The organism is Streptomyces phaeofaciens (genome assembly GCF_014648915.1).
In the GTDB taxonomy this organism is placed as follows: Bacteria; Actinomycetota; Actinomycetes; order Streptomycetales; family Streptomycetaceae; genus Streptomyces; species Streptomyces phaeofaciens.
Genome location: NZ_BMSA01000001.1, coordinates 510504 through 536043, shown reverse-complemented (window position 1 = coordinate 536043; position 25540 = coordinate 510504). Strand labels below are relative to the sequence as shown.

Annotated in this window: 19 protein-coding genes; 8 read left to right on the top strand and 11 right to left on the bottom strand. The window is 72.4% G+C overall.

Translation table 11 applies throughout. The features are described 5' to 3' along the window. Positions 1 to 64 precede the first annotated feature (64 nt). The gene (locus IE275_RS02265; RefSeq protein WP_189706855.1) at positions 65 to 1540 is read left to right on the top strand and encodes a glutamate-cysteine ligase family protein; all 1476 of its coding nucleotides are present in this window, start codon (positions 65 to 67) and stop codon (positions 1538 to 1540) included. 70 nt (positions 1541 to 1610) lie between these two features. Here the strand turns inward: IE275_RS02265 and IE275_RS46745 are convergent, their stop codons facing one another. The 3 genes from IE275_RS46745 to tap form a co-directional block, all read right to left on the bottom strand. Continuing rightward, positions 1611 to 3179 carry a serine/threonine-protein kinase gene (locus IE275_RS46745; protein ID WP_189706853.1) on the bottom strand — a complete coding sequence of 523 codons (1569 nt, stop codon included), beginning with the start codon at positions 3177 to 3179 and terminating at the stop codon, positions 1611 to 1613. Positions 3180 to 3327: 148 nt separating this feature from the next. Continuing rightward, the gene (gene tpg / locus IE275_RS02255; RefSeq protein ID WP_189706851.1) at positions 3328 to 3888 is read right to left on the bottom strand and encodes a telomere-protecting terminal protein Tpg; all 561 of its coding nucleotides are present in this window, start codon (positions 3886 to 3888) and stop codon (positions 3328 to 3330) included. A gap of 3 nt (positions 3889 to 3891) precedes the next feature. Next, a complete protein-coding gene (gene tap, locus IE275_RS02250) occupies positions 3892 to 6222 on the bottom strand; it encodes a telomere-associated protein Tap (protein ID WP_189706849.1) in 2331 nt (776 codons plus the stop codon). A 103-nt stretch (positions 6223 to 6325) separates the two neighbouring features. On the opposite strand from tap, the gene IE275_RS02245 reads away from it, so the two are divergent. Beyond that, entirely contained in the window at positions 6326 to 7159 is an 834-nt protein-coding gene (locus IE275_RS02245; RefSeq protein WP_189706847.1) for a GNAT family N-acetyltransferase, read from the top strand. Positions 7160 to 7165: 6 nt separating this feature from the next. On the opposite strand, the gene IE275_RS02240 is transcribed toward IE275_RS02245, so the two are convergent. The 6 genes from IE275_RS02240 to pgm form a co-directional block, all read right to left on the bottom strand. After that, a complete protein-coding gene (locus IE275_RS02240) occupies positions 7166 to 8428 on the bottom strand; it encodes a DUF3533 domain-containing protein (protein WP_189706845.1) in 1263 nt (420 codons plus the stop codon). Between the two features lie 171 nt (positions 8429 to 8599). After that, positions 8600 to 9685, bottom strand: coding sequence for a GNAT family N-acetyltransferase (locus IE275_RS02235; protein ID WP_189706843.1), 1086 nt, complete (start codon positions 9683 to 9685; stop codon positions 8600 to 8602). Between the two features lie 301 nt (positions 9686 to 9986). Then, on the bottom strand, positions 9987 to 10589 hold the full coding sequence (locus tag IE275_RS02230) for a hypothetical protein (RefSeq protein ID WP_189706841.1): 603 nt from the start codon (positions 10587 to 10589) through the stop codon (positions 9987 to 9989). Positions 10590 to 10690: 101 nt separating this feature from the next. After that, entirely contained in the window at positions 10691 to 11719 is a 1029-nt protein-coding gene (locus IE275_RS02225; RefSeq protein WP_189706839.1) for an MASE1 domain-containing protein, read from the bottom strand. Between the two features lie 50 nt (positions 11720 to 11769). Beyond that, positions 11770 to 12675, bottom strand: coding sequence for a PP2C family protein-serine/threonine phosphatase (locus IE275_RS02220; RefSeq protein WP_229870051.1), 906 nt, complete (start codon positions 12673 to 12675; stop codon positions 11770 to 11772). 512 nt (positions 12676 to 13187) lie between these two features. Further along, positions 13188 to 14828, bottom strand: coding sequence for a phosphoglucomutase (alpha-D-glucose-1,6-bisphosphate-dependent) (gene pgm, locus IE275_RS02215; protein ID WP_189706837.1), 1641 nt, complete (start codon positions 14826 to 14828; stop codon positions 13188 to 13190). 191 nt (positions 14829 to 15019) lie between these two features. Here pgm and IE275_RS02210 point away from each other — a divergent pair, with 191 nt between their 5' ends. Then, the gene (locus IE275_RS02210) at positions 15020 to 15676 is read left to right on the top strand and encodes a lysophospholipid acyltransferase family protein (RefSeq protein WP_189706836.1); all 657 of its coding nucleotides are present in this window, start codon (positions 15020 to 15022) and stop codon (positions 15674 to 15676) included. 72 nt (positions 15677 to 15748) lie between these two features. Here IE275_RS02210 and IE275_RS02205 read toward each other — a convergent pair whose 3' ends face one another. After that, positions 15749 to 16798: a LacI family DNA-binding transcriptional regulator gene (locus IE275_RS02205; protein WP_229870050.1), complete on the bottom strand. Its 1050-nt coding sequence runs from the start codon at positions 16796 to 16798 to the stop codon at positions 15749 to 15751. 239 nt (positions 16799 to 17037) lie between these two features. Between IE275_RS02205 and IE275_RS02200 the strand changes: the two genes are divergently transcribed. The 5 genes from IE275_RS02200 (at position 17038) to IE275_RS02180 (ending at position 24632) form a co-directional block, all read left to right on the top strand. Next, positions 17038 to 17964, top strand: a complete 927-nt coding sequence (locus IE275_RS02200) for a carbohydrate ABC transporter permease (protein WP_189706834.1) — start codon at positions 17038 to 17040, stop codon at positions 17962 to 17964. 4 nt (positions 17965 to 17968) lie between these two features. Further along, a complete protein-coding gene (locus IE275_RS02195; RefSeq protein WP_189706832.1) occupies positions 17969 to 18892 on the top strand; it encodes a carbohydrate ABC transporter permease in 924 nt (307 codons plus the stop codon). An 89-nt stretch (positions 18893 to 18981) separates the two neighbouring features. Next, on the top strand, positions 18982 to 20319 hold the full coding sequence (locus tag IE275_RS02190; RefSeq protein WP_189706830.1) for an ABC transporter substrate-binding protein: 1338 nt from the start codon (positions 18982 to 18984) through the stop codon (positions 20317 to 20319). Between the two features lie 110 nt (positions 20320 to 20429). Next, a complete protein-coding gene (locus IE275_RS02185; protein WP_189706828.1) occupies positions 20430 to 22478 on the top strand; it encodes a beta-galactosidase in 2049 nt (682 codons plus the stop codon). Between the two features lie 126 nt (positions 22479 to 22604). Further along, positions 22605 to 24632: an RICIN domain-containing protein gene (locus tag IE275_RS02180; protein ID WP_189706826.1), complete on the top strand. Its 2028-nt coding sequence runs from the start codon at positions 22605 to 22607 to the stop codon at positions 24630 to 24632. A 3-nt stretch (positions 24633 to 24635) separates the two neighbouring features. Here the strand turns inward: IE275_RS02180 and IE275_RS02175 are convergent, their stop codons facing one another. Beyond that, positions 24636 to 25532, bottom strand: coding sequence for an STM4011 family radical SAM protein (locus IE275_RS02175; RefSeq protein ID WP_189706824.1), 897 nt, complete (start codon positions 25530 to 25532; stop codon positions 24636 to 24638). Positions 25533 to 25540: the final 8 nt, after the last annotated feature.

The following is a 25540-nucleotide window of genomic DNA, read 5'->3' as shown; positions in this document are numbered from 1 at the left end:
GGAGTGCCCGGTGGTGCGACGCTGGAGGGAGGAGCGTCCGAGATGGAACGAGCCGGGAGGGCCGATGGGACGTGATGTCCCGGCGCTGGTCTTCACCCGCGAGGACCGCCGCCGGTACCGGATCAAGATGCAGGAGTGCCTCGAGGTGTTCGCGCAGATGCTGCGCGAGTCACGGTTCGCGTCCGAGCGGCCCCGGGTGGGGCTGGAGATCGAGCTGAACCTGGTCGACGACCGGGCCGAGCCGGCGATGCGCAACACCGAGGCGCTGGAGGCGATCGCGGACCCGGCCTGGTCCACCGAGCTGGGCCGGTTCAACCTGGAGATCAACGTTCCGCCGCGCCGGCTGACGGAGGGCGGCCCGGACGCCTGGGAGTCCGCGATCCGCGACGCGCTCAACCACGCCGACGAACGCGCCCGCTCGGTCGGCGCGCATCTGATCATGGTCGGCATCCTGCCCACCCTGCGGCAGGAGCACGTCGACGAGTCGGCGCTGTCCGAGAACGCGCGCTACCGGCTGCTCAACGACCAGGTGTTCGCGGCGCGTGGCGAGGATCTGCGGCTCGACATCGACGGCGTGGACCGGCTGCGGACGTACGCCGACACGATCACCCCCGAGGCCGCGTGCACCAGCACCCAGTTCCATCTCCAGGTCTCCCCGCAGGAGTTCCCGCGCTACTGGAACGCGGCGCAGGCGATCGCCGGCGTGCAGGTGGCGCTGGCGGCCAACTCGCCGTTCCTGTTCGGCAGGGAGCTCTGGCACGAGACCCGGGTCCCGCTGTTCGAGCAGGCCACCGACACCCGCCCGCAGGAGATCAAGGAGCAGGGCGTACGGCCCCGGGTGTGGTTCGGGGAACGGTGGATCAACAGCGTCTTCGACCTGTTCGAGGAGAACCTGCGCTACTTCCCCGCGCTCCTGCCGCTCCTCGACGAGCAGGACCCCGCCCGGACCCTGGAGGAGGGCGGCATCCCCGAGCTGGGCGAACTCACCCTGCACAACGGCACGATCTACCGCTGGAACCGCCCCGTCTACGCCGTCTCCGAGGACACCCCGCACGTGCGGGTGGAGAACCGCTGTCTGCCCGCCGGCCCGACCGTCGCCGACACCCTCGCCAACGGTGCCTTCTACTACGGCCTCACCCGCGCCCTGGTGGACGAGGAACGGCCGGTGTGGTCGCGGATGTCCTTCCAGGCCGCCGAGGACAATCTGCACACGGCCGCCCGGTACGGCATCGAGAGCCAGCTGTACTGGCCGGGCATGGGCGAGGTGCCGGTGCCCGAGCTGGTCCTGCGGCGCCTCCTCCCGCTGGCCCACCGGGGCCTGGAGCTGTCCGGGATGGACGACGCGTGGCGCGAACCGCTGCTGGGCGTCATCGAGCAGCGCTGCGTGACCGTCCGCAACGGCGCGGTCTGGCAGAAGGAGACCTTCCACCGCCTCGCCGCCACCCACCCGGACCGCCACGAGGCACTGCGCCGGATGACCGAGCTGTACATCGACTACATGCACCTCAACGCTCCGGCGCACACCTGGCCGACGGACTGAGGCGAGCGTGGCGGGCGGCCGACCGGCCGGTCCGGCCGGTCCGGCCTGCTGTGCCCGCCCGTGCCCGCCGTCAGCCCTGTACGGCGAACTGGCTCCCCGTCTTCTCCCCGTCCTCGGTGACGGCCGCCGCCACGCACCGGAAGACCCGCAGCCCCTTGTCCCACTCGGACGCCGTCGGCGGGATGATGTCGACGTTCCACTCGTCGGCGACGGCCCGGCCGTCGGCGCTCATGGACTCGGACATCACCGACTGCGAGCAGAGCGCCTTCACGTCGGGATGCCTGATCAGGTCCCGCGCGTTGTTCGTCATGCCGTCCTTCGGCAGCGGGGCGATCGCGAAGGTCTCCCACACGTTCCTGGTCTGGCAGTCGGCACGGCTGACCGTGATGATCCCGGAGATGTCGGTGATCCCGCTCCAGCACTCGGGGGTGGCGACGCACCGGCCGCCCACACCGGCGACGCCCGTCGCGGGGCAGTTCTCGGTGCGGGTCGCCACCCCGAAGCCGGACACGCCGCCGTCCGCCGTGGCGGAGGACGAGGCGGAGGACGAGGCGGCCGAGCGGGAGTCCGTGTCCCCGCCGTCCCGCTGCCCGTTCCGGTACGTCACGACGCCGACGGTGACGCTCACGGAGACCGCCACCACGGCCAGCGCCGCGATCAGCGCGGGACGGCGCCGTCCCGCGGCCCCGCCGCCGTCGCCGCCGGGCGCGACGACCGCGGTCGTCCCGCCGGCCGCCCGGCCCGGCGGGCCCGGAACCACCGTCGCGGGGGCCGCGTCTCGATGCGCGGGCACGGTGGCCACGGTGGGCGCCGGTCCGAAGCCGACGGGGGCGGACAGGTCGACCGCCGCCAGGGCGTCCCGGAACGCGCCCGCGTCGGACAGGCGCTCCGCCGGGTCCGGGGCCAGGGCCTGCCGGAGCGCCGCGTTCAGGGCGGCCGGCATGCCGGGCAGGTCGGGGTAGGGCCAGGTGTGCCGGACGATCAGTTCGGCGAGGCTGAGCTGGGTGCCGTCGTCCGGATGGTGCGGCGGGCGGCCCCGCAGCAGGGCGTAGAGGGTGGCGGCGAGCGAGTAGACGTCACCGGCCGGGCCGGGCTCGGCCATGTGGAAGGCCTCGGGCGGCGCGTACGCTGGGGTCAGCGCCTCGCGGGTGACGGAGAGTTCCTGTCCGGGCCGGGGCATCGCCGCCAGCCCGAAGTCGGTGAGGGCCACCCCGCCGTACCGGTTGATCATGACGTTGCCCGGCTTGATGTCACGGTGCAGCACCCCGGCGGCGTGAGCGGCCGCCACCGCGTCCGCGAGGCCCACCCCGATGTCGCGGGCCTCCTTCGGCGGCAGGGCGCCCTGCCGGACGAGCCGCTCGCCCAGCGAACCGCCGGGGCACAACTCCAGCACCATGTAGGGGCGGTTGTCGGCGAGGACCCCGGCGTCGTACACCGGCACCACGTGCGGGTGCCCGGACAGCTGCCCGGCCGCCGTGACCTCGCGCAGGAAGCGCTGCCGGTCGCGCGGTGTGGCCAGCAGCCTGCTGTCCACCTTCAGCGCGACCTCCCGGCCCACGGCCAGCTGCCGGGCCCGGTAGACCGTGGCGAATCCCCCCTGGCCCAGGACACCCTGAATCTCGTAACCGGGCAGTTCCATTCGTCGGGCTCCCTCTGCCGTACCCCCAGCGCGTCCCCGGGGCAGAACGACCGACCGAGGATGAGGCGAGACTCTAGCCGAGGCCTCGGACAACGCGGCGGCGGGCGCCACGGCCACCGCGACGATGCCGCTCCGGAGGGCGGGAGGCTCAGAAGGAGACGTCGATGTAGTCGATGTCGGTGAGGTCCACGTCGAGGTTCCCGGCACGGCGGCCGCCGTCGCGGAAGTAGACGTCCCGCAGCCCTTCGGCGACGATGCCGCGCAACCGGGCGTCACCCGCGCCCTGTTGAGCCGCGTCGAAGAGGCGTCGGGCGTACTCCGGCGGCAGATGGACGGTCAGGCGTCGCATGCGCGGGTCGTCGGTGGTGCCGACGGGCGCGCTGTAGCCGAACCGGGCACGGGTCTCGATGGTGATGCCGGTGTGGGCGGCGGCCTTCCTGCGGGCCCGCTGCCGCACCCGCGGCTGCCACGCCTTGGCGACCTCGCGCTCCAGCGCCCCCCGCAGCGCCGGCCGGGGGTGTCTGGCCGTCCCGGCCAGATAGCGCTCCACCTGCCGCTGGGAGATGCCGAGCCGGCGGGCCACCGCCTTCGTGGAGCCCTTCTCCGCCCGGACGAGCAGCCGCATCTGGGCCGACGCGCTCTTCGGCGGCGGCTTGGTGACATGGGCCCGGCCGCCGCGTTCCAGGGCGTCGTCGATCTCTCCCGGCACCGGTCACTCTCCTTCGTCGACGACGGCGTCGCCGCCCTTGATGTGACGGGCGGGGTTGTGACCCTGTTCGAGCAGGTCCACGGCCCAGGCGGTCTCCTGGACGCCCTCGAGTTTGCACTGGCCGGGGCTCACGCCGATACGGAACGTGCCGTGGACGGGCGTGCCGTCGTCGTTCGTCGGCAGGAAGTCCAGGGGGGAGGGGCCCGGGGCGGCGTAGACGACGCAGTCGGAGAGCACCGCCAGCGGGTACCGGCCCGTCAGGGCGGCGAGTCGGACCATCTTGCGGTGGGTGTTCACCCGCGCCTTGGCGATGACGGCCGCGCGGATGTGGGGGCTCCAGGTGGGGCGTTCGAGAGCGGGCCAGCGCTCGCCGTCCCGGTAGGTGTGGCCCTGCGGCCGCTCCCGGAGCTTCCCGATGCCGCCCTTGACCGTCGCCTTGATCGCCGAGAGCACCATCGCGCCCTGCCGGTGCCGGCGCACGGCGGCCACCAGCCGCGCGTCGCCCGCCTCGGCCGGGCGGCCGTGGTGCAGGGGCAGCCGCAGCAGGGCCGCGCGCAGCGCGTCGAGATCGTCCTCGTCGGCGGCCGCGTACGTGCGGTGGAGGGCCATGGCGTCGAGGTACCCGGCCGGATCGGCGTCCTTCGCGACCGGGATGCCCATGTCCGCGCTCGTGGTGAGGTAGGCGTCCTTGAGCCGGTCGTGCCAGGGGTCCAGGTAGGCGCCGGTCTCGCGCCGTACGTAGGCCTCGGACGGGCGGACGGCGCAGCCCAGTTCCTCGGCGTAGGCCAGGGTCGGGGTGCTGTACCAGGCGGGTCCCTCGGGGCGCAGGCCGGTCGGGGTGAAGGGGTTCGGCAGTCGCGGGTCCAGCTCGAAATCGGAGAGGTCCACCAGCCAGCTGCCCGGGGTCTTCTTGTCGAACGCGGGCGCGCCGACGTGCACCGGTTCCGACAGGCCGACCGTGAGCCGGGACGCGGCGGCCAGGAAGGCCGTGTTGATGTCGATGCCGACCGCCCAGGGCAGCAGGCACTCCTCGTCGGACAGCAGATCCGCCTCGCGCCCCCACTGCCAGGCCTCCTCGTCGAGGAAGCCGCCCCGCCAGCCCTGGGCGACCGGATGCTCGGCGGGGGCCTCCGGCGGCGCCGGGTCCACGGGCCTGCTCAGCGCGCCCGGGTTGGGGCCGGACACCCACTCGCCGGTCGCCTCGTCCTTGACCGGGCGGGTCGGCGGCCGCAGCGCGGTCATCAGCTCCAGACCGGTCACCGCCGACGAACCGCGCGGGGTCAGCACCCGGGAGGCGAACACGCCGAGGACCCGGGCCAGATCGGCCGGGTGCAGCCGGTCCGCCTCCCCCCAGGTCCGCGCGTCCAGTGCCTCCCACGGCAGGACCGCCAGCTGGACGCACTGGCGCCGGCCGTGCTGCGCGGGCCGGTAGATCCGCGCCCACGGGCCGAAACCGCGCTGCGTCAGCTGCCACTTGGCGCGCGTCAGCTGCTTGACGACGGGGTGGTCGTGGGCGAGCCGCAGACCCCGGCGGTCCTCCAGGCGTTCCGGCAGTCCGAACCGGACGGCGGCGGAGGCCGTCAGCACCACCAGCGGGTCGGAGTCCTTCCCGTGCCGGTGCAGGCGCGGCGCGCCGACCCCGGACTCGGCCAGCGTCCACTCCACCAGCTGCGGGAGGGTGGTCGCCGGGCACTCCAGCACCACTCCGCCCAGGCAGTGGGCCGTGCCGTCCCCGTCCACCACGGTGAGCGGGCCGTTCGTGAACCGGGGGTCGGCGGGCGACGCGGGAGCGGTGGGAGCGGTGGGGCGTCGGGAGGTGGACGACGGTGTGCGGGTGCGGCTCGGCCGTGCGGCGCCGGGGTGCGTGGGCGGGGCCGGGGGCGGGGTCGGCAGGGCGTTCGCGGTGACGGTGTCCGGGGCGACGGCATCGGGGGCCGGGCGGTTCGCAACGGGGGGCCGCGCCTCGACCTCGGCCTCGACCTCGGCCCCGGCGGGATGCCCGACCGGCTGCCCGACCGGCTGCTCGACCGGGTGCGCGATCGGCTGCTCGACCGGGTGCGCGATCGGGCTTTCGACCGACTGTTCGACCGGATACTTGGCCGCCCACCCCGTCAGCAGCCGCAGATACGCCTGGCGGCGCGGCGGGCGTGGCTCGGAGCGGCCGTTCTCCCAGTTCTTCACCGTCTGCGCGGTGGTCCGCAGCACCTGGGCCAGCCGGGCCTGCGTCACCCCGGCCGCCTCCCGCAGCCGCGCGCGTTCCTCGGGCTCCGGCAGCTCCGGTTCTCCCGCGAGCAGTTCGTCCACCGCCGTGAACAGCTCTTCCTCCGTCGCCACAGGCCACCTCCACCTCGGAGACTAGCAATGATCAGCCACGGATTTATCCCCGGAATTAACCCGCGAGTGCGGTGCCCCGGCCCGCCGTGGTGGGATGCCCCGCATGAGCGAATCGCTGCACGCACGCATCGAGCGGTACTACGCCACCGTTCCCCTGCTGTTCTCCGACGCCGAGGAGTTCGGGCCGCTGCGGCTGTTCGTACGGAAGGAGCCGGGTGCGCCGTACTACGGCGGTCCGGGGCATGCTCAGCCCGTCGGGGCCGCGGCCGGGCGGGTGACCGGGGCCGATGTCGCACGGGTGCGGGCCCGGCAGCGGGAGCTGGGCGTGCCGGAGGCGTTCGAATGGCTGGCCGAGGCGGCGCCGGACCTGCGGGAACGTATCGAGGCCGCCGGACTGACCGTGGCGGAACGGCCGTTGATGATCCTGGATCCGCAGCGGCCCATGGAGCCCCGGCCGTTGCCGGACGGGGTGACGATCCGGGCGGTCGACGCCGACGACCCCGCGCTGCCCGCCGTCCTCGCGCTGCCCCGGCTGGCCTTCGCACCGGGGAGCACCGGCGGCGCCGAGGCGTTGTCGGCCGTGGCCGGGGAGCTGCTCGCGGACGGCACGGTGGCGGCGGTCCGGCCGACCCTGACGGCCGGGCACAAGCGGCTGCTCGCCGCCTTCGCCCCGGACGGGGTCCCGCTGGCCGCCGGTCACTACCACCCGGCGGGCGGCACGACCGAGATCGGCGGGGTGGGCACCCTGCCCACCGCCCGTCGGCAGGGGCTGGCCGCCGCGGTCACGGCGGCCCTGGTCACCGACGCCCGCGAGCATGGTGTGACCACCGTCTTCCTCGCCTACGCGCAGGACTCCGTCGCCCGGATCTACGCCCGCCTGGGTTTCCGCCCCGCCGGCCTCACTCTGCTGATCGCCGACCAGCCCGCCCGCTCGTAGCAGGGGTCACGCGGGCTGGGGGGTGAGGCGCTTGTGGCCCTTCCTGTCGTAGTACGTCGTCATCCCGAAGCCGAAGGCGAGCGCGAGGGCCGTGCCGACGGCGATCATGATCCACGAGTGGGTGAGGCCCGCGTCGCCGCGCGCGTCGAAGAAGAGAATGGCCCGCACGCCGTCGCTGAGCTGGCGCATCGGCTCGAAGTGGGACAGGAAGCGGTAGAAGTCGGGCACCGCCTGGAGCGGGACGGTGGCGCCGGAGGACGGCAGGCCCAGGACGATGAACACGAACATGGACACCAGCTGGCCGATCCCGCCGAACGCGGCGTTGATGGCCTGCACACCGAGGCCGACGGCGAGGGCCGCGCAGTAGGAGTAGATCCACAGCAGCGGCAGATGGGAGGCGTCCATGCCGAGGATGCCGACGCAGGCCAGCAGCACCAGTGAGGCGCTGACCAGGGTGATGCCCGCCGTCATGGCCATCTTCAGCAGCAGGGTCTGGGTGCGGTTGATCGGCACGGTGGGCCGGCGGGTGTGCCAGGGGCCGATCTCGTTGTCGGCGTAGCCGAGCGCGGTGTCCACGCCGTTGCTGATGACGTTGCCGCCCATGAAGCCGGCCAGGACCAGCAGCAGCGTGTAGTAGAAGGCGCTCAGGCCCAGGCCGCTGTGGGTGCCGATGGGGTGGCCGACCTGGGTGACGACCTCCACCGGGTCGGCAAGGAGCACCTTGGTCGTGGAGTCCGCCGTGGTGACGGCCGCGTCGAGCCGCTTGCCCAGGGCCACGGACGACTGCCGCGCGGCCTGGGTGGTGATCTGCGAGGCGAGGGAGGACCCCAGACTGCCCTTGCCGGGGTTGGTGAGCACCGTCATCGTCGGCCGCTTCGTGGCGCCGGTCGTGGCCAGCGCGGTGACGGAGTCGGTGAAGTCGGCCGGGATGACGAGGGCGCCGTACACCCTGCCGGAGTCGAGCTGGTCCTGCGCCTGCGCACGGGTGAGGGTGCGCCAGTCGGCCTTGCCGCCGGCCGTGTCGGTGGCGATGGCCGCGCTGATCTCGGTGCCGATGTTCTGCCGTTGCCCGGCGGGTGGCTTGCCGGTGTCGCTGTTGACCAGGGCGATGGGCAGATCGCGCAGGTCGCCGTTGGGGTTGACGATGCCGCCCATGTAGAGGAGGGACAGCAGCAGGGCGAGCAGGCCCGTCAGGACCGTGGGCACCAGCCACAGTTGGGGGCGGCGCAGCAGGGCGGCGGCGCGGGCCTCGGGACCGGGGTCGGCCATGGTTCTCCGTAGGGGCCGGGCGGTGCGGGGACCGCGCTGGTGGGGCGGCCTCGCCGGACATCACCGGGCGGCCGCGCGGGAGGGACGTCAGGATGCAGGATGCGGGGTGCGCCGGGGCGGCACGGCAACCGCCTCGCCCCTCCTCCCCCGGTTGCAGTACGGGACGGCCGCTCAGCGCGCCCGGATCGTGCCGACGGTCCTGAGGGCGCGTACGGCCGCGTTCTTCAGCGTCGGATGGTCCCGCACCAGCCGGTGGGCGGCCCGCATCGGCTCCCGGCGCAGCCAGTGCAGGGCGCCCCCGGGACCCGCCGTGCGCAGGGCTCCTTCGTGGACGAGGAGGTCTCCGGTCTTGAAGGAGTTCTTGTAGGCGGCCTCGCCCCTGCCGAAGTCGACCAGGTCGATGCCCGACGCGGCGGCGGCTTCGATCATGTGCAGGTAGAGGATGCGGCCGGGCGAGTAGGTGGCGACGGTCAGGTCGTAGGAGGGGAACCAGCAGGAGAGGACCGTCCGGGAGCGGAGGCCGAAGTGGGCGGCGACCGGCCGGTCGGCCGCGTAGAGCACCGACAGGATGCCCGAGCAGTCCGGTGCGGAGGTCGCCGAGAGCAGTTCGACGAGCTGGGCGATCCAGGGCTGGGCGAAGGGGTCCCGGCGTCCGGTGCGGCGGTAGTGGGCGGACTTCCAGGTGACCAGGGCGCGCAGGGCTGCCGGGTCCGGGTCGTCGAAGACGAAGCGCAGCGGGCCGATGTTGCGGGCCATACGGCGTTCCTGGGCGCGTGCCGCCTTCAGGAAGCCGCGGGCGTGGTCGCGCAGGTGGTGCTCGTACGCCGCGAAGCCGCCGGTGAGATCGACGACGGGTGAGGCGAACTGGCCGGTGGCGTAGGGCAGGAAGAGGTCCTGGCCGCTCTCGAGGTGGTTGAACTCCCAGGCGTTCAGGGAGCAGGCGCTCATGAGGTGACGGGGGTCCAGGTGCAGTCCGGGGTGCAGGACGGCGCCCTGGCAGTCGGAGACGCCCAGGCCGACCGCCCGGCCGCAGCCCCATCGGCCCCGCTGGTAGGGGAAGTAGCCGACGGTCTTCCTTCTCCGGCGCAGGACCGCCACCCGGGTGTCGGGCCGCACCCGGCCGACGGCCTGGCTGAACTGTGCGCTCATGAAGGGGTTGGCCGCGGTGGCGGTCGCGCTGCGCAGGTCGTTCCACAGGTCGAGGTCCGTGGGCGTCAGATCGGCGGGGTGCACGATGTCGATGCGTGGTGCGGTCATGGGGGCTCCAGATGTCGCGAGGGGCGGGTGGGGGGAAAGCGGCCCGGCCGCGTGGCGAAGGGCGCGCGCCGGCGTACGGCCGGGGAGCCGGGCGCGGACTCGGGCTCGGACTCGGGCGCAGATTGGGGCGCGGACTCGGGCGCAGATTGGGGCGCGGACTCGGGCGCGGATTGGGGCTCGGATTCGGGCTCGACTCGGATTCGGGCTCGGATTGGGGGTCGGGGCGACGGCACGGGGCGTGGGGCGTCGGCGCCCGGTGGTCGCCGACGTGACGGGTCTCAGGTACGGGGAACCATGCGCGTCAGGGAGGGCCCCGGCGGCCGACCGTGCCCGTCACCAGCGCCTCCGAGCAGGGGTCCTCGTCCCTGCCGCCACGGCCGCCGGCGGACCGGCCCGAGGCTGCGGCGGGGCCGGCGGTGATCCGCACGGACATCAGGGCGCGGAGCCGGTGCGCGAAGGCCCGCAGCCGCTCCTGGAGCACCAGGGACAGCGGGGAGCGGGAGGTGGCCGCGGCACGCAGCACGCCGGCCGTGACCAGGGTCATCGCGAGGTAGAGCGCGCCGCCCAGCTCACCGTGCAGGGCCGCGCCCGGCGCTGTCGGGGCGGGGCTGAGTCCGGTGAACCAGCCGCAGGCGGACACCTGCGCGAGGACGAGGGCGACGAGGTCCCCCGGGAGGGATCCGCGGCCCGGCCCGCGCAGCAGGGCGCCCCCGAAGAGGAGGACCGCCGCCACCAGGCACTCCGCGGCGGAGGCCGTACCGGCGAAGACCAGATGGTGACCGGCCGCCGCCAGCGCCGTCGCCACGGCGGCGAAGGAGGCTGCGGGCAGCACTGCGGCCCCGGTCGCCGCTCCGCCACGGTGCGGCAGGCCGGGCCGGACACGGCGGAGTGGGTGCGCGGTCATGGCTTGCCCATGGTCCGCGAGAAGGGGAGGCCGGCGTTCCTGAACCGGAAAACTGCCGTATCCGAACGTTCGACCGAAGCCTCACGGGCACGGGTGACGCGTCAGGGGAAGCCGTCCCGCTTGTGCGGGCCGTCCCGGCCGAACGGGGGCGGATCGTAGGGGGACGGGCGGTTGTCGTCGGCGGTGAGGTGTTCCAGGACCTCGACGAGTTCCTGGCAGGCGCGCTCCACGGAGCGCCGCGTGTTGCGCTGTTCCATGATCACGGCGGACAGGAGCAGCGCGGTCAGGGCCATGGTCCCGTTGAAGGCCTGGAGCTTGATCATCACCTCGACCCGGTTCATCCGGGCGAAGGGGCCGACCGCGTCGGTGGCGGCGACGGTGGCCATGACCGAGGTGAACAGCGCGCACAGCATGCTGCCGGCGAGCTGGAAGCGCAGCGCCGCCCAGATCAGCAGCGGATAGACGAGGAAGAGCAGGCTGATGGGGCTGCGGGTGGCGAACGGGACGGCGGCCAGGGAGATGAGGGCCAGGCCCATGGCCTCCTTCCACCGGGTCGGCCGCTGGGACCATTGCGCCCGGTGGAACATGAGCAGGACCGGGGTGACGATCAGGACACCCATGGCGTCGCCGACCCACCAGGCCAGGAACACCGCCCAGAAGCTGCCCGCGGCGAGCCGGTCGGTGAGGACGAGGAGGCCCACGCCGACCGTCGAGCTGACCAGCATCGCGGTGAGGGCGCCCAGGAAGACCAGGGCGAGCCCGTCGCGTAACCGGGCGAGGTCGGCACGGAAGCCGACCCTGCGCAGCAGGAGATAGGCGCAGACGGGCGCCAGGGTGTTGCCCGCCACGATCACCAGCGCCACGGGCCGGAGCGGGGTGATCGACAGGATGACGAGGAGGACCCCGAGGGCGATACCGAGCCAGGACCGGATCCCGAAGATCAGCAGGCAGGCGACCGCCACACCCGTGGGCGGCCAGATCGGGGTGAACACCGCGCCCTCGACGACGAGCTGCCGCACCAGCCCCAGGCGCCCGGCGACGTAGTAGCCGACGGCGACCGCGAGCGTCTGGAGGGCGAAGACGGCCGTGCGCCGCAGCTCCGGATCCGGGGTACCCACCACAGCAGCCATCAGACACCGCCCCGCCGCCCACGGCGAGGCGGGAGGCCCGCCGTCCGGCCCTATGGCTGAATCCGAGGCCGCTCTCCCCCGGCCCCGATGCCGGACCCGATACCGGACCCGATGCCGGACCCGGCCGCCCCCTGCGTCAGGAGTCCGTCGTGTCCCACCACCAGGACCGCCGCGTCGTCCTCGTGTCCGACCTGTTCGGCGCCCTTGATCACGGCGGCGGCGAGCGAGCCCGCCGCCAGGCCGGCGACGGCGGCGATACCGGCGAGCCGTACGACCTGGTCGAGCCCCTCGTCGACGGAGAGCGACGGCCCCTCCACCACCCCGTCCGTGAGCAGCACGAACACCCCGCCCTTGGTGAGGCGGTAGCGGGTGACCGGGTAGTCGATGCCCGCCACGACACCGAGCGGCGGTCCGCCCTCGTCCTCGGCTATGCCGGACTTGCCGTCCGCCGTGGCCCAGACGCACGGGATGTGTCCGGCACGGGCGCTCTCCAGGACCCCGGTGGCGGGGTCGAGCCGCATGAAGGTGCAGGTGGCGAAGAGGTCGTTGCCGAGGGAGAGCAGCAGGTCATTGGTGCGGGCGAGGAGTTCTCCGGGTTCGCCGGTGACGGAGGCGAGGGCGCGCAGGCCGACCCGTACCTGACCCATGAACGCGGTCGCCTCTATGTTGTGGCCCTGAACGTCGCCGATGGACAGGCCGATCCGGCCGTCGGGCATGGTGAAGGCGTCGTACCAGTCGCCGCCCACGTTGAGGCCGTGGCAGGCGGGGGCGTACTGGACGGCCAGCCGGAAGCCGGGGGCGACGGGCAGGTCCCTGGGCAGCATGCCGCGCTGGAGGGCGAGGGCCAGTTCGACGCGGGAGCGTTGCAGCTCCGCGCGCTCGCGCGCCTGGGCGGTCAGCGAACCGAGCCTGGCCAGCAGCTCGTCGCCCTCGTCCGGGGGGCGCTTGCGGGACATGGATCACTCCGGCGGGAACGGCGGCCTCGGGGCGGACACGGCCGTCTCGTGACAGCGACAGGCATCCATTTCAGGCAAAACTCTTATTTCAGCCTGAGAGGATCATAGCGAGAGCCGGACGTGCCCCGTCGGCCACCGATCCCCGCCCGGTCCCCCGGTCCCGGTCCGCGCCCCGCGGCACCCGGCCCGACCGGGACGGGCACGAGGCCGTGCGCGGGCGGACCGACGACCGTGCGCGGGCGGAACCGGCGGCCGTCCACGCACGAACCGGCGGCCGTGCACGCACGGACCGTCCGGGTACGCCGGGCCGTTCCGGCGCGCGCGGGCGATCGAGTGGCGGCCGGGCCCTCGCCGCCGGACACCGACGGGCGACGGGCGCGACGGGCGCCGCCAGACACCGACGGGCGAGCGACGGCGGACGCAGACGGGGCGACGGCGCGTCCCGGTTCGCCGTCGCCCGAGCCCGAAAGGTCCCCCGAAGCCGAGGGACCCCGTCGGGGCCGCACGCTCCGTCAGCCGCCCAGCGCCGCCATGACCACGTCCTTGGCCTCGTCCTGGACCTGCCGGAGATGCTCGGCCCCGAGGAACGACTCGCCGTAGATCTTGTAGACGTCCTCGGTGCCCGAGGGCCGGGCCGCGAACCAGGCGTTGGCGGTGGTCACCTTGATACCGCCGACGGCGGCGCCGTTGCCCGGTGCCTCGGTGAGCACCCCGGTGACCGGCTCGCCCGCCAGCGTGTCGGCGGTGACCTGCGCGGGCGAGAGCCGGGCGAGCAGCGCCTTCTCCTCCCGGGTCGCGGGGGCGTCGATCCGGGCGTAGGCCGGCTCGCCGAAACGGTCCGTGAGGGCGGTGTAGTGCTCGGACGGCGTCTTCCCGGTGACCGCCGTGATCTCGGAGGCGAGCAGCGCCAGGATGATGCCGTCCTTGTCGGTGGTCCACACGGAGCCGTCGCGGCGCAGGAAGGAGGCGCCCGCCGACTCCTCGCCGCCGAAGCCGAGCGAGCCGTCGACCAGGCCGTCCACGAACCACTTGAAGCCGACCGGCACCTCGACCAGCCGTCGGCCGAGGTCGGCGGCGACCCGGTCGATCATCGAGGACGACACCAGCGTCTTGCCCACGCCGGCGTCGGCGGGCCACCGCTCACGGTGGGCGTAGAGGTAGGCGATGGCGGCGGCCAGGTAGTGGTTGGGGTTCATCAGGCCCGCGTCGGGGGTGACGACGCCGTGCCGGTCGGCGTCGGCGTCGTTGCCCGTGGCGATGTCGAACCGGTCCCGCTGTCCGATGAGCGAGGCCATCGCGTACGGCGACGAGCAGTCCATGCGGATCTTGCCGTCCCAGTCGAGCGTCATGAAACGCCAGGTGGGATCGGTGAGCGGATTGACCACGGTCAGGTCGAGGCGGTGCTGTTCGGCGATCCGGCCCCAGTAGGCGACGGAGGCCCCGCCGAGCGGATCGGCGCCGATCCGGACGCCGGCGGCGCGGATCGCGTCGAGGTCGAGGACGCTCGGGAGGTCGGCGACGTACGTGCCGAGGAAGTCGTGGCGGCCGGTGGTGGGCGCGGCGAGGGCCCGGGTGTACGGAACGCGCCGCACGTCCTTCAGGCCGGCGGCGATGATGTCGTTGGCGCGGTCCTGGATCCACGAGGTGGCGGCGGAGCCGGCCGGGCCGCCGCTCGGCGGGTTGTACTTGAAGCCGCCGTCGGCGGGCGGGTTGTGCGAGGGGGTGACGACCACGCCGTCCGCGAGGCCGGTGGCGCGGCCGCGGTTGTGGCCGAGGATGGCGTGCGAGACCGCCGGGGTGGGCGTGTAGCCGTCCGCGCCGTCGACGAGCACGGTCACGTCGTTGGCCGCGAACACCTCCAGGGCGGTGACCCGGGCGGGCTCGGACAGGGCGTGGCTGTCGGCGCCGAGGAAGAGCGGGCCGTCGGTGCCCTGCGCCGCCCGGTACTCGCAGATGGCCTGGCTGGTCGCGGCGATGTGGTCCTCGTTGAACGCCGTGTTCAGCGACGACCCGCGGTGCCCGGAGGTGCCGAACGCCACGCGCTGGGCGGGATCGGCCGGGTCGGGGTGCAGCGCGTAGTACGCGGTGACCAGCCGGGCGACGTCGACGAGGTCTTCGGGGCCGGCCGGGCGGCCCGCTCGCTCGTGCTGCATGTGCCCGCTCCTCCATGTCGGTTGACCATTGGCTTGCCGGTCCATCTTCCCCCGCCGCGGCGGGGGCCCGCGAGGGCCCGCCGGGGCGTGAACTCCCGCACCGGACAAGGTTTGAGTATCCGTACTCAGGTGCCGCCGTACCCGTGGCGGCGAGACTGGGCGCACATCAGCGTTCCCAGGGAGGCCCGAGCGTGTTCAGTCGTACCGTCATCGCCCTGACGCCGTTCTTCGGCCGGCTCACGACCACGAGCGAGATCAAGCTGCGGCTGCCCGCGGGGACCCTGTTCGTCGCCAACCACGACTCCCTGGCGGACCCGGCCGTCGTGATGGCCGCGCTGCGCCGGTACGACCTGGAGCCGGTGGTGCTGGCCGCCGCCGGGCTGTGGCGGATCCCGCTGTTCGGCCGGGCGCTGACCCGGGCGGGACACATACCCGTCTCGCGTGGCACGGCCCACGCGGCGCTCGCGCTGGACGCGGCCGCCGAGGCGCTGGCCGGCGGCCGGCACGTGCTGCTGTACGGCGAGGGGAAGCTGCCGAGCCGCAGGGACGCCGCGGCCGCCGCGCCCGAGCCGTTCCGCACCGGACTGGCCCGCCTGGCGCGCACGTCCGGCGCGCTGGTGGTGCCGGTGGGACACGCGGGTGCCCGGCGGATCGCCTCCGGTTCGGCGGCGAAGCAGCTCGCGGGCACGCTCACGGCCCCGGTCCGGCGGCCGCACTGCCATGTCCATCTGGGTGCGCCGCTGCGGCTGCCCGCGGAGACCGACCGGGGCACGGCCGCCGCGCGCAGCGCGGTCACCACCGCCTGGCGCACGGCGGCCCGTGCGGTGGGCGAGCGGCTTCCGTCGTAACTCCGGCCCCCCGTACCGGAAAACCACCGGCCGACGGAACCACCGGTCCGGAGATCCACCCGCTCCGCACACCTACCGACCCGGCGACGACGGCGGCGCCGTGCTCTCACGTATGACAAGGCGGGTCGGTACGAGGGTGGTGCCGCGTTCCGGGTCGTCCTGGCGCACCTTGCGCAGCACGGCCTGCACACACAGCCGGCCGACCTCGGCGAAATCCTGGTGGACGGTGGTGAGCGGGGGCAGGAAGGAGCCGGCCTCGGGGATGTCGTCGAAGCCGATGACGCTGACGTCCTCGGGGACCCGCCGCCCGCGTTCGTGCAGGGCGCGCAGCAGGCCGAGGGCCATCTGGTCGTTGGCGGCGAAGACGGCCGTGCAGTCCTGCTGGGCGGCGAGTTCGAGGCCGGCCCGGTAGCCGGACTCGGCGGACCAGTCGCCCCGGATGAGGGGCGGCGGGGTGCGGCCGGCCTCGGCGAGGGCGGCGCGCCAGGCGTCGGTGCGGCGCTGCGCGGCGAAGGAGTCCTCGGGTCCGCCCAGGTGCCACACCGTGTGGTGGCCGAGGCCGAGCAGATGCTCGACGGCGGTACGGCTGCCGCCGGCCTGGTCGGTGTCGACGACCGTGTAGTGCTCGCCGGCGTCGGAGTCGACCACCAGGACCTGCACGTACGGCGGGAGCATGATGGTCGCGGCGTCCAGGAGGTGGACCTCCATGATGACGATCACCGCGTCGACGGCCAGTTCCTCGAGGCGGCTGAACGCGCCGCGGACCTCGTCCTGGGTGGGGACCGCGACCGGCAGCAGGGTCACCGCGTAGCCCTCGGCGGCGGCCGAGGTGGCGATGGCCTCCAGGGTGCGCACATTGCCCGTGCTGGACAGCGAGAAGGTGATCACGCCGATGGTCCGGAACTCGCCACGCTTGAGGGCGCGGGCGGCGCTGTTGGGCCGGTACCCCAGCTCCTTCATGGCGGCGAGCACCTGCTCGCGGGTCTCCTCGTTCACCCCGGCGTAACCATTGGAGACACGGGAGACGGTCTGCGAGGAGACTCCCGCCAGACGGGCCACATCGGCCATGGAGGCGGTGGCCCGCGGCCGTCTGGGCCCCTTCACCGGGGTTCTTTCAGCCATGTCCACGGGTGTCCCCACCTCTCTGTCCGCGCAGGCGTCACGGTCTCCGCAGAGGACCCTTGACCATCGTTATCAGGGCAGTGTAGACATGCCGCCATCAGATGTTTACGTAAACATAACAGCTCGCTCAGGGTTCTTGCGTGGCTGATGTTTACGTAAACATCATGGGTGGCGGTGAGGCGCTCGGACAGCCGGGCGCACCACCGCCGGGTTCCAGGACCGCACGAGCGAGGAACGACATGACGACGCTGCAACCGCCGGCGGCCGCCGAGCCGCGGCCGGCACCCCCTCCGTCGCGACGGGACCGCCGCTCCTGGACGGGGTGGGGTTTCATCGGTCCCTTCGTGGCCGTGTTCGCCCTGGTCTTCCTGGCCCCGATCGCGTACTCGATCTATCTGAGCCTCTTCCGCGACCAGCTGATCGGCGGCAACCAGTTCGTCGGCCTGGACAACTACACACGGGCCCTCCAGGACGACGCGTTCTGGTCGGCGGTCGGCCGGGTGGCACTCTTCCTGGCCGTCCAGGTGCCGATCATGCTGGGCATCGCCCTGCTGGTGGCGCTGGCCCTGGACAGCGGCCGGCTCTACGGCAAGAGCTTCTTCCGGATCACGATCTTCCTGCCGTACGCCGTGCCCGCCGTGGTCGCCACCCTGATGTGGGGCTTCATGTACGGCACCAAGTACGGCCTGGTGGGAGACATCAACTCCGCGTTCGGTGTCACCCTGCCCGACCTGCTCTCCCCCGACTGGGTGCTCGCCTCCATCGGCAACATCGTGACCTGGGAGTTCGTCGGCTACAACATGCTGATCTTCTACTCGGCGCTGCGGGTCATCCCGACCTCGCTGTACGAGGCGGCGGAGATCGACGGCGCCGGTCAGTGGCGGATCATCCGCTCGATCAAGCTGCCCGCGATCCGGGGCGCGATCGTCATCGCGACGATCTTCTCGATCATCGGCAGCTTCCAGCTCTTCAACGAGCCGAGCATCCTGCGTCCGCTGGCGCTGAACGCCATCACCACGGACTACACGCCGAACTTCTACACCTACTCGCTGTCCTTCAACGGCCAGCAGCACAACTACTCCGCGACGGTGGCCATCATCATGGGCCTCATCACGATGATCGTCGCCTACGCCGTCCAGCTGCGCGGCATGCGCAAGGGAGCGTGACCCGATGAGCACCTCTGTCACCGCCTCCCCCGCGAAGAGCACCGGCCCGAAGCTGCGGACCCCCCGCAAGAAGCACACCCCGGGCAAGCCGAAGCGCAATGTGCTGCTCACGGCGCTGATGGCCCTGATGGTCCTCTACACCGTGGTGCCGCTGATCTGGCTGGTCATCAACTCCACGAAGACCCAGGCGGGCCTGGCCGACTCGAACGGCCTGTGGCTGGCCCACGACTTCGCCCTGTGGGACAACATCCGGGACACGTTCACCTACCACGACGGCATCTTCGGCCGCTGGCTGCTGAACACGCTGCTGTACGTGGTGCTCGGCGCGGGCGGCGCGACGCTGCTGGCCGTGCTCGGCGGGTACGCGCTGGCCAAGTTCGCCTTCCCCGGCAAGCGTGCGATCTTCGCCGTGGTGATCGGCGCGGTCGCCGTGCCGGGTACGGCGCTGGCGGTGCCGACCTTCCTGATGTTCAGCAAGATGGGCCTGACCGACACTCCCTGGGCGGTGATCATCCCGTCGCTGGTCTCGCCGTTCGGCCTCTATCTGATGTGGGTGTTCGCCGCGGAGGCGATCCCGACCGAGCTGCTGGAGGCGGCCCGGATGGACGGGGCGAGCGAGGTGCGGACCTTCTTCCAGGTCGCGCTGCCGCTGCTGGCCCCCGGGATCGTGACCGTGCTGCTCTTCACCACCGTCGCCACCTGGAACAACTACTTCCTCCCGCTGATCATGCTGAAGGACCCGAACTGGTACCCGTTGACGCTGGGTCTGAGCGCCTGGAGCTCCCAGGCACAGACCATCGGCGGTGACGTGATCTTCAACCTGGTGATCACGGGGTCCCTGCTCACGATCCTTCCCCTGATCGCCGCCTTCCTGTTCCTCCAGAAGTACTGGCAGTCCGGCCTCGCCGCCGGAAGTGTCAAGGAGTGACGAGGGCCGCGCCCCCAAGCCCCACATTTGAGCACCACCGGCACCACCCCCACCCTCACCTGTCCCACCCACGAAGAAGTGGAAGCCCCATGCGCAGAACAACGAGCCGCATCCTGCGCGGCATCGCCCTCGTCTCCACCCTCGCCCTGGGCGTCACCGCCTGCGGTGGCTCGGACGACGACTCCGACACCAAGGCCGTCTCCGCCGGCGACATCCAGGCCGCCCTGGACAAGGGTGGCGACATCACGGTCTGGGCCTGGGAGCCCACCCTGAAGACGGTGGCCGCCGACTTCCAGAAGAAGTACCCGAAGGTCAAGGTCAACCTGGTCAGCGAGCGCTCCGGCGACAAGCACTACACCGCGCTGTCCAACGCGATCTCGGCCGGCAAGGGCGTCCCGGACGTCGCGCAGGTCGAGTACTTCGCGCTCGGCCAGTACTCCCTCACCAAGGGCCTGAGCGACCTCGCCCCCTACGGCGCGGACAAGCTCGCCTCGAAGTACACCCCGGGCCCGTGGAACGCCGTCAGCGACGGTGACAAGGTCTACGGCCTGCCGATGGACTCCGGCCCGATGGCGCTGTTCTACAACAAGACGGTCTTCGACAAGTACAAGATCGCCGTCCCGACCACCTGGGACGAGTACCTGGACGCGGCCCGCAAGCTCCACAAGGCCGACCCGAAGGCCTACATCGCCAACGACCTCGGTGACGCGGGCTTCACCACCTCCCTGCTGTGGCAGGCCGGCTCGCGCCCCTACAAGGTCGACGGCACCAAGGTCGCCATCGACTTCGACGACGCGGGCGCCAAGAAGTTCGAGACGGTCTGGCAGAAGCTGATCGACGAGAAGCTGCTCGCCCCGGTCAGCGGCTGGACCGACGACTGGTACAAGGGTCTGGGCGACGGCACCATCGCCACCCTGGCCACCGGCGCCTGGATGCCCGCCAACTTCGTCTCCGGCGTCCCGAACGCCACGGGCCAGTGGCGCGCCGCGGCGATGCCCGCCTGGACCCAGGGCGACAAGGCGAGCGCGGAGAACGGCGGCAGCTCGCTGACGGTTCCGGCGCTGAGCCAGAACAAGGAACTCGCCTACGCCTTCACCGAGTACGCCAACGCCGGTGACGGTGTCGCCACCCGTGTCGGCGAGGGTGCCTTCCCGGCCACCAAGGCGGAGCTGGAGTCGCCCGCGTTCCAGAGCAAGAAGTTCGACTACTTCGGCGGCCAGGAAGCCAACAAGATCTTCGCCGAGTCCGCCGCGAACGTGGCGAGCGACTGGTCGTACCTCCCGTTCCAGCCGTACGCCAACTCGATCTTCAACGACACGGTCGGCAAGGCCTACGTCTCCGGCACCACGCTGGCCGAGGGTCTGAAGGCCTGGCAGGACGCCTCGATCAAGTACGGCGAGGAGCAGGGCTTCACCGTCGAGAAGTAGACGACGGACAGCAGCCGGCGCGCACCAGTCGCCGGCACGCAGGAACAAACGCCGGGCGGCGCGGCACCCGGGCCGCGCCGCCCCCGTGCACCACCTTCGGAAGGACCGCCATGATCTCCACCCTCCAGTCCCGCATGCTGCGCGGGGCGGACGGTGACCCCGCTCCGCGTCTGGCCTACGGCGCCGACTACAACCCCGAGCAGTGGCCCCGGGACGTGTGGGAGGAGGACGTCCGCCTGATGCAGGAGGCCGGCGTCACCGTCGTCTCCGTGGGGATCTTCTCCTGGGCCAGGATCCAGCCGGGTCCCGACACCTGGGACTTCGGCTGGCTCGACGAGGTCATGGACCTGCTGCACGCGGGCGGGATCGGCGTCGACCTGGCCACCGCCACCGCCTCCCCGCCGCCGTGGCTGACCACGGCCCACCCCGAGATCCTGCCGGTCACCGCGAACGGCGAGACGCTCTGGCCGGGCGCCCGCCAGCACTGGCGGCCCACCTCGCCGGTCTTCCGCGAGCACGCCCTGCGGCTGGTCCGGGAGATCGCCACCCGGTACCAGGACCACCCGGCCCTCGTCGCCTGGCACGTCTCCAACGAGCTGGGCTGCCACAACGTCTACGACTTCTCCGACGACGCGGCCCGCGCCTTCCGTCTCTGGCTGCGCGCCCGCTACGGCACGCTGGACGCCCTCAACCACGCCTGGGGCACCGCGTTCTGGTCGCAGCGCTACAGCGACTGGGAGCAGATCCTGCCGCCGCGGCTGGCCGCCTCGCACCCCAACCCGACCCAGCAGCTGGACTTCAAGCGGTTCTCCTCGGACGCCCTGAAGGACCATCTGATCGCCGAGCGGGAGATCCTCAAGGAGATCACCCCCGGGATCCCGGTCACCACCAACTTCATGGTGATGGGCAACACCAAGGGCATGAACTACCCGGACTGGGCCGACGAGATCGACTTCGTCTCCAACGACCACTACGTCCACCCCGGCCCGCAGGACCGCGACGAGCTGTCCTTCTCCGCCAACCTGACCAGCGGCATCGCGGCCGGCCGGCCGTGGTTCCTGATGGAGCACTCCACCAGCGCCGTCAACTGGCAGCCGGTCAACGTGGCGAAGCGCCCCGGCGACCTGGCCCGGGACGCGCTGCTGCACGTGGCGCACGGCGCGGACGCGGTCTGCTACTTCCAGTGGCGCCAGTCGGCGGCCGGCGCCGAGAAGTACCACTCGGCGATGGTCCCGCACGCCGGCCGGGACAGCGATGTCTTCCGCGCGGTGGCCGAGCTCGGCGCCACCCTCAAGGCCCTGGCCCCGGTGGCCGGTTCGGAGCGGGAGACCGCCTCCGTCGGCATCCTCTACGACTGGGAGTCCTGGTGGGCGAGCGAGCAGGACTCGCACCCCACCTCCCTGCTCGACTACCGGCAGGAGGCGCTCGACTGGTACTCGGCGCTGCTCGCCCTCGGTGTCCGCGCCGACCTCGTCACCACCCGCGCCGACCTCTCCCGCCACCGGGTGCTGATCGCGCCCGTGCTGCACGTCGTGCCGGCCGGGCTGGCCAAGGAGCTGACGTGCTACGCCGAGCAGGGCGGCCACCTCGTCACCACGTACTTCTCCGGGATCGTCGACGAGAACGACCATGTCTGGCTCGGCGGCTACCCGGGCGCCCTGCGTGACCTGCTCGGCATCCGCATCGAGGAGTTCGGGCCGCTGCTGGCCGGCGAGAGCGTGGAGCTGGACGACTCCGCCGCGGGCACCCTGTGGACCGACCGGATCACCGTCACCGACGCCGACACCCAGGTCCTGGCGCACTACCGCACCGGAGTGCACACGGGCCGTCCGGCGATCACCCGCCGTCCGACGGGCGCCGGCTCGGCGTCGTACGTCTCCACCCGGCTCGGCGTCGACGGGCTGCGCGCGCTGCTGCCCCGGCTGCTGGAGCCGGCCGGGGTGAGCAGCGAACTTCCCGCGGACGTCCGGGGGGCGGTCGAGCTGACCGTCCGCCGCGGCGACGGGGAACGCTTCCTCTTCCTGGTCAACCGGACCGACGCCACCGTGCCGGTGTCCGGCCTGGCCGGCGACGTCCTGACCGGCGGCACGCCGGGCACGGACGGCGCACTCGTCCTCGGCCCGAGGGAGGTCGCCGTCCTCCGGCAGCCGGCCGGCTGAGAAGGGCCACCCGCAGCACCCCCCACGACTCCTCGGCACGGCACGCCCCGTGCCGAGGGCCATCCCCTCCTGCCCGCGTGACGGGAGGGGCCCACCGCAGCGACCGCACCGCAGTTGGGAGCATTGATGGCACGCCGTACCCGCAGCAGACGGACCCTCGGAGCCGCCGCGCTGACCGCCCTGGCCACCGGGGCCGCCCTGCTGGCCGTCCCCGTGCAGGCGCACGCCGAGGCCGCCGTCACCGTGACGCCGGACCCGTCGTACCAGCAGGAGAAGTTCGAGGGCTGGGGCACCAGCCTGGTCTGGTTCGCCAACGCGACCGGCGACTACCCGCCGGCCGTCCGGGAGAAGCTCGCGAAGCTGCTCTTCGACGACGACGGCCTCGCGCTGAACATCGCCCGGTACAACATAGGCGGCGGCAACGCCCCGGACGTCACGGACTATCTGCGCGCCGGCGGTGCCGTCGAGGGCTGGTGGAAGGCGCCCGCGGGCACCACCCGCGAGGACACCGACTGGTGGAGCGCCGACGACCCGGCCGACTGGAGCAAGGACGCCGACGCCACCCAGCGGTGGTGGGTCGAGAGGATCAAGAACGACATCGACCACTGGGAGACGTTCAGCAACTCCCCGCCGTGGTTCATGACCGAGAGCGGATATGTGTCCGGCGGGTTCAACGCCAACACCGACCAGCTCAAGGCGGACTCGGTCGACGACTTCGCCGCCTACCTGGCGGGCGCGACCAAGCGCCTGGAGAAGGCCGAGGGCATCAAGGTCGACACCGTCGACCCGTTCAACGAGCCCAACACCGGCTACTGGAGCACCCGGCTCGACGCGAACGGGCAGCCCGTGGGCGGCCGGCAGGAGGGCGCCCACATCGGGCCCGCCCTCCAGCAGAAGGTGCTCGCCGCGCTGGCACCGGCGCTGAAGCAGGCCAAGGTCAAGGCCGGGATCTCGGCGATGGACGAGACCAACCCGTCGATCTTCGCGACGAACTGGAACTCCTACGCGCAGGAGTCCAAGGACCTGGTCGACCAGATGAACGTCCACACCTACGGCACCGGGCAGCGCACGACCGTGCGCGACCTCGCCAAGGCCGCCGACAAGCCGCTGTGGATGAGCGAGGTCGAGGGCGACTGGGGCGACGGGCAGAGCTTCACCGACATGCGGCCCGGCCTCGGCCTCGCCCAGCAGATCGTCAACGACCTGCGCGAACTGGAGCCCAAGGCCTGGGTGTTCTGGCAGCCGGTCGAGGACTACGACAACATGAAGCCGGGCGGCGAGTCCGCCAAGGGCGGCAACTGGGGCTCCATCCAGCTCCCGTTCAGCTGCACCTCCGCGGACACCCTCCAGTCCTGCCCGATCTACACGAACACGAAGTTCGACACCGCGCGCAACTTCACGCACTTCATCAAGCCCGGCGACAAGCTGATCAAGGTGGACGACACCTCCAGCGCCGCCGCCGTGACCAAGGACGGCAAGGGTGCCTCGCTCGTCCACGTGAACAGCACCACCGCGGCCCGTACGGTCACCATCGACCTGTCGAAGTTCCGGAACATCAAGGGCGACGCGACCGTCACCCCGACCGTGACCAGCGCCGACGGCAGGCTCCAGCGGCAGGCCCCGGTCGAGGTCGTCGACGGCCACGCGACCTACACCGTCCCGGCCCAGTCCGTGACCTCCTTCGCCGTCAAGGGTGTCTCGGGCGTCGCGAAGAACGCCGGCCTGTTCACCAAGGGCCACTCCTACACGCTGACCGGCGTGCAGAGCGGCAAGGCGGTCACCGTCGCGGCGGGCGGCACCAACCTGGTGATCGGCTCGGCCGACGGGACGGTCGCGCAGGAATGGCAGCTGGACGCCCGGTACGGCAGGACCGGCGCCCGTCAGCGGTACGTCTTCGCCAACCCGGCCGAGGGCGAGCGGCTCGCCGTGCGGAACAACGTGCCCGTGGTGGAACCCGACACCGGTGAGCGGGACCCCGCCACCGAGTGGATCATGTCGACCACCGGTGACGGCACCTGGACCCTCGTCAACGTGGCGACCGGACGTCTCCTCGAAGTCGGCGGTCAGGCCACTAACGAAGGCGCGGCCGTCACGACCTGGCAGGCCAACTCCGGCTCCAACCAGCGCTGGAGGGTCACGGACGTGACCCCGTAGCGGCTAGTTCCCCGCTCCCGCCCGCATCGCGATCGTCGTGATGCGGGCGGAGTGCTGTGCGGGGGCCGGGACGCGTTCCAGGACGCCGCCCGCGAAGACGTCGTACAGCGGCAGGGTCTCCAGGTGGACGTACCCGATGTGGCAGTCGCAGACGGCGAGCGGGCAGGCGCGCGGGCGCAGGGCCGCCCGGTAGGAGCCGTCGTAGAGGTTGCCGAGCTCGGCGCGGACGAAGTGGCAGCGGCGGACCGTGCCCTCGCCGTCGACCGAGATCACCGACTCGCCGGTCCGGCAGGGCAGTCCGGCGCTGGTGTGCGGGTGACGGCTGTACGGGAAGAGCGGGTCGAGGGCCGTCCAGAGGCCGGCCTCCTCGTCGGTGTACGTGTGCCCCTCGGCCGCGTTGATCCACAGGTACACGTGCGCGGGCAGGTCGGCGCGCAGCCGGCGGGCCGCTTCGAGATGGCCGGCCAGTCCGACGACCCCGACGCTGAAGCGGACACCCCGGTCGGCGAGGTCGCGGCACTTGGTGAGGAAGCGGTCGTAGGGTGTCTGGCCCGGGTGGTAGGTGCACCACAGGGCGAGGGTGTCGGGGTCCGCGTCGGCGAGCCAGTCGGTGCGGCAGCTGAGATTGGTCTGGATGGCCACCCGGCGGATGTGCGGGAGACGGGACAGCTCGGTGAGGGTGCGCCGGTACCAGGAGCGGACCAGGCCCTCGCCCCAGGGGGTGAAGAGGATCGAGAGGCGGTCCTCGGTCTGCGCCGCCGCCCACCCCGCGAACCGTTCGAGGGCGGCGCGGTCGGCGCGCAGCAGGTCGGTCGAGTCGCGGCGCTTGGCGAACGGGCAGTAGGGGCAGTCGTAGTCGCAGGAGGCCAGCGGGCCGCGGTAGAGGAGCGTGAGGTCCATGGCGGCCG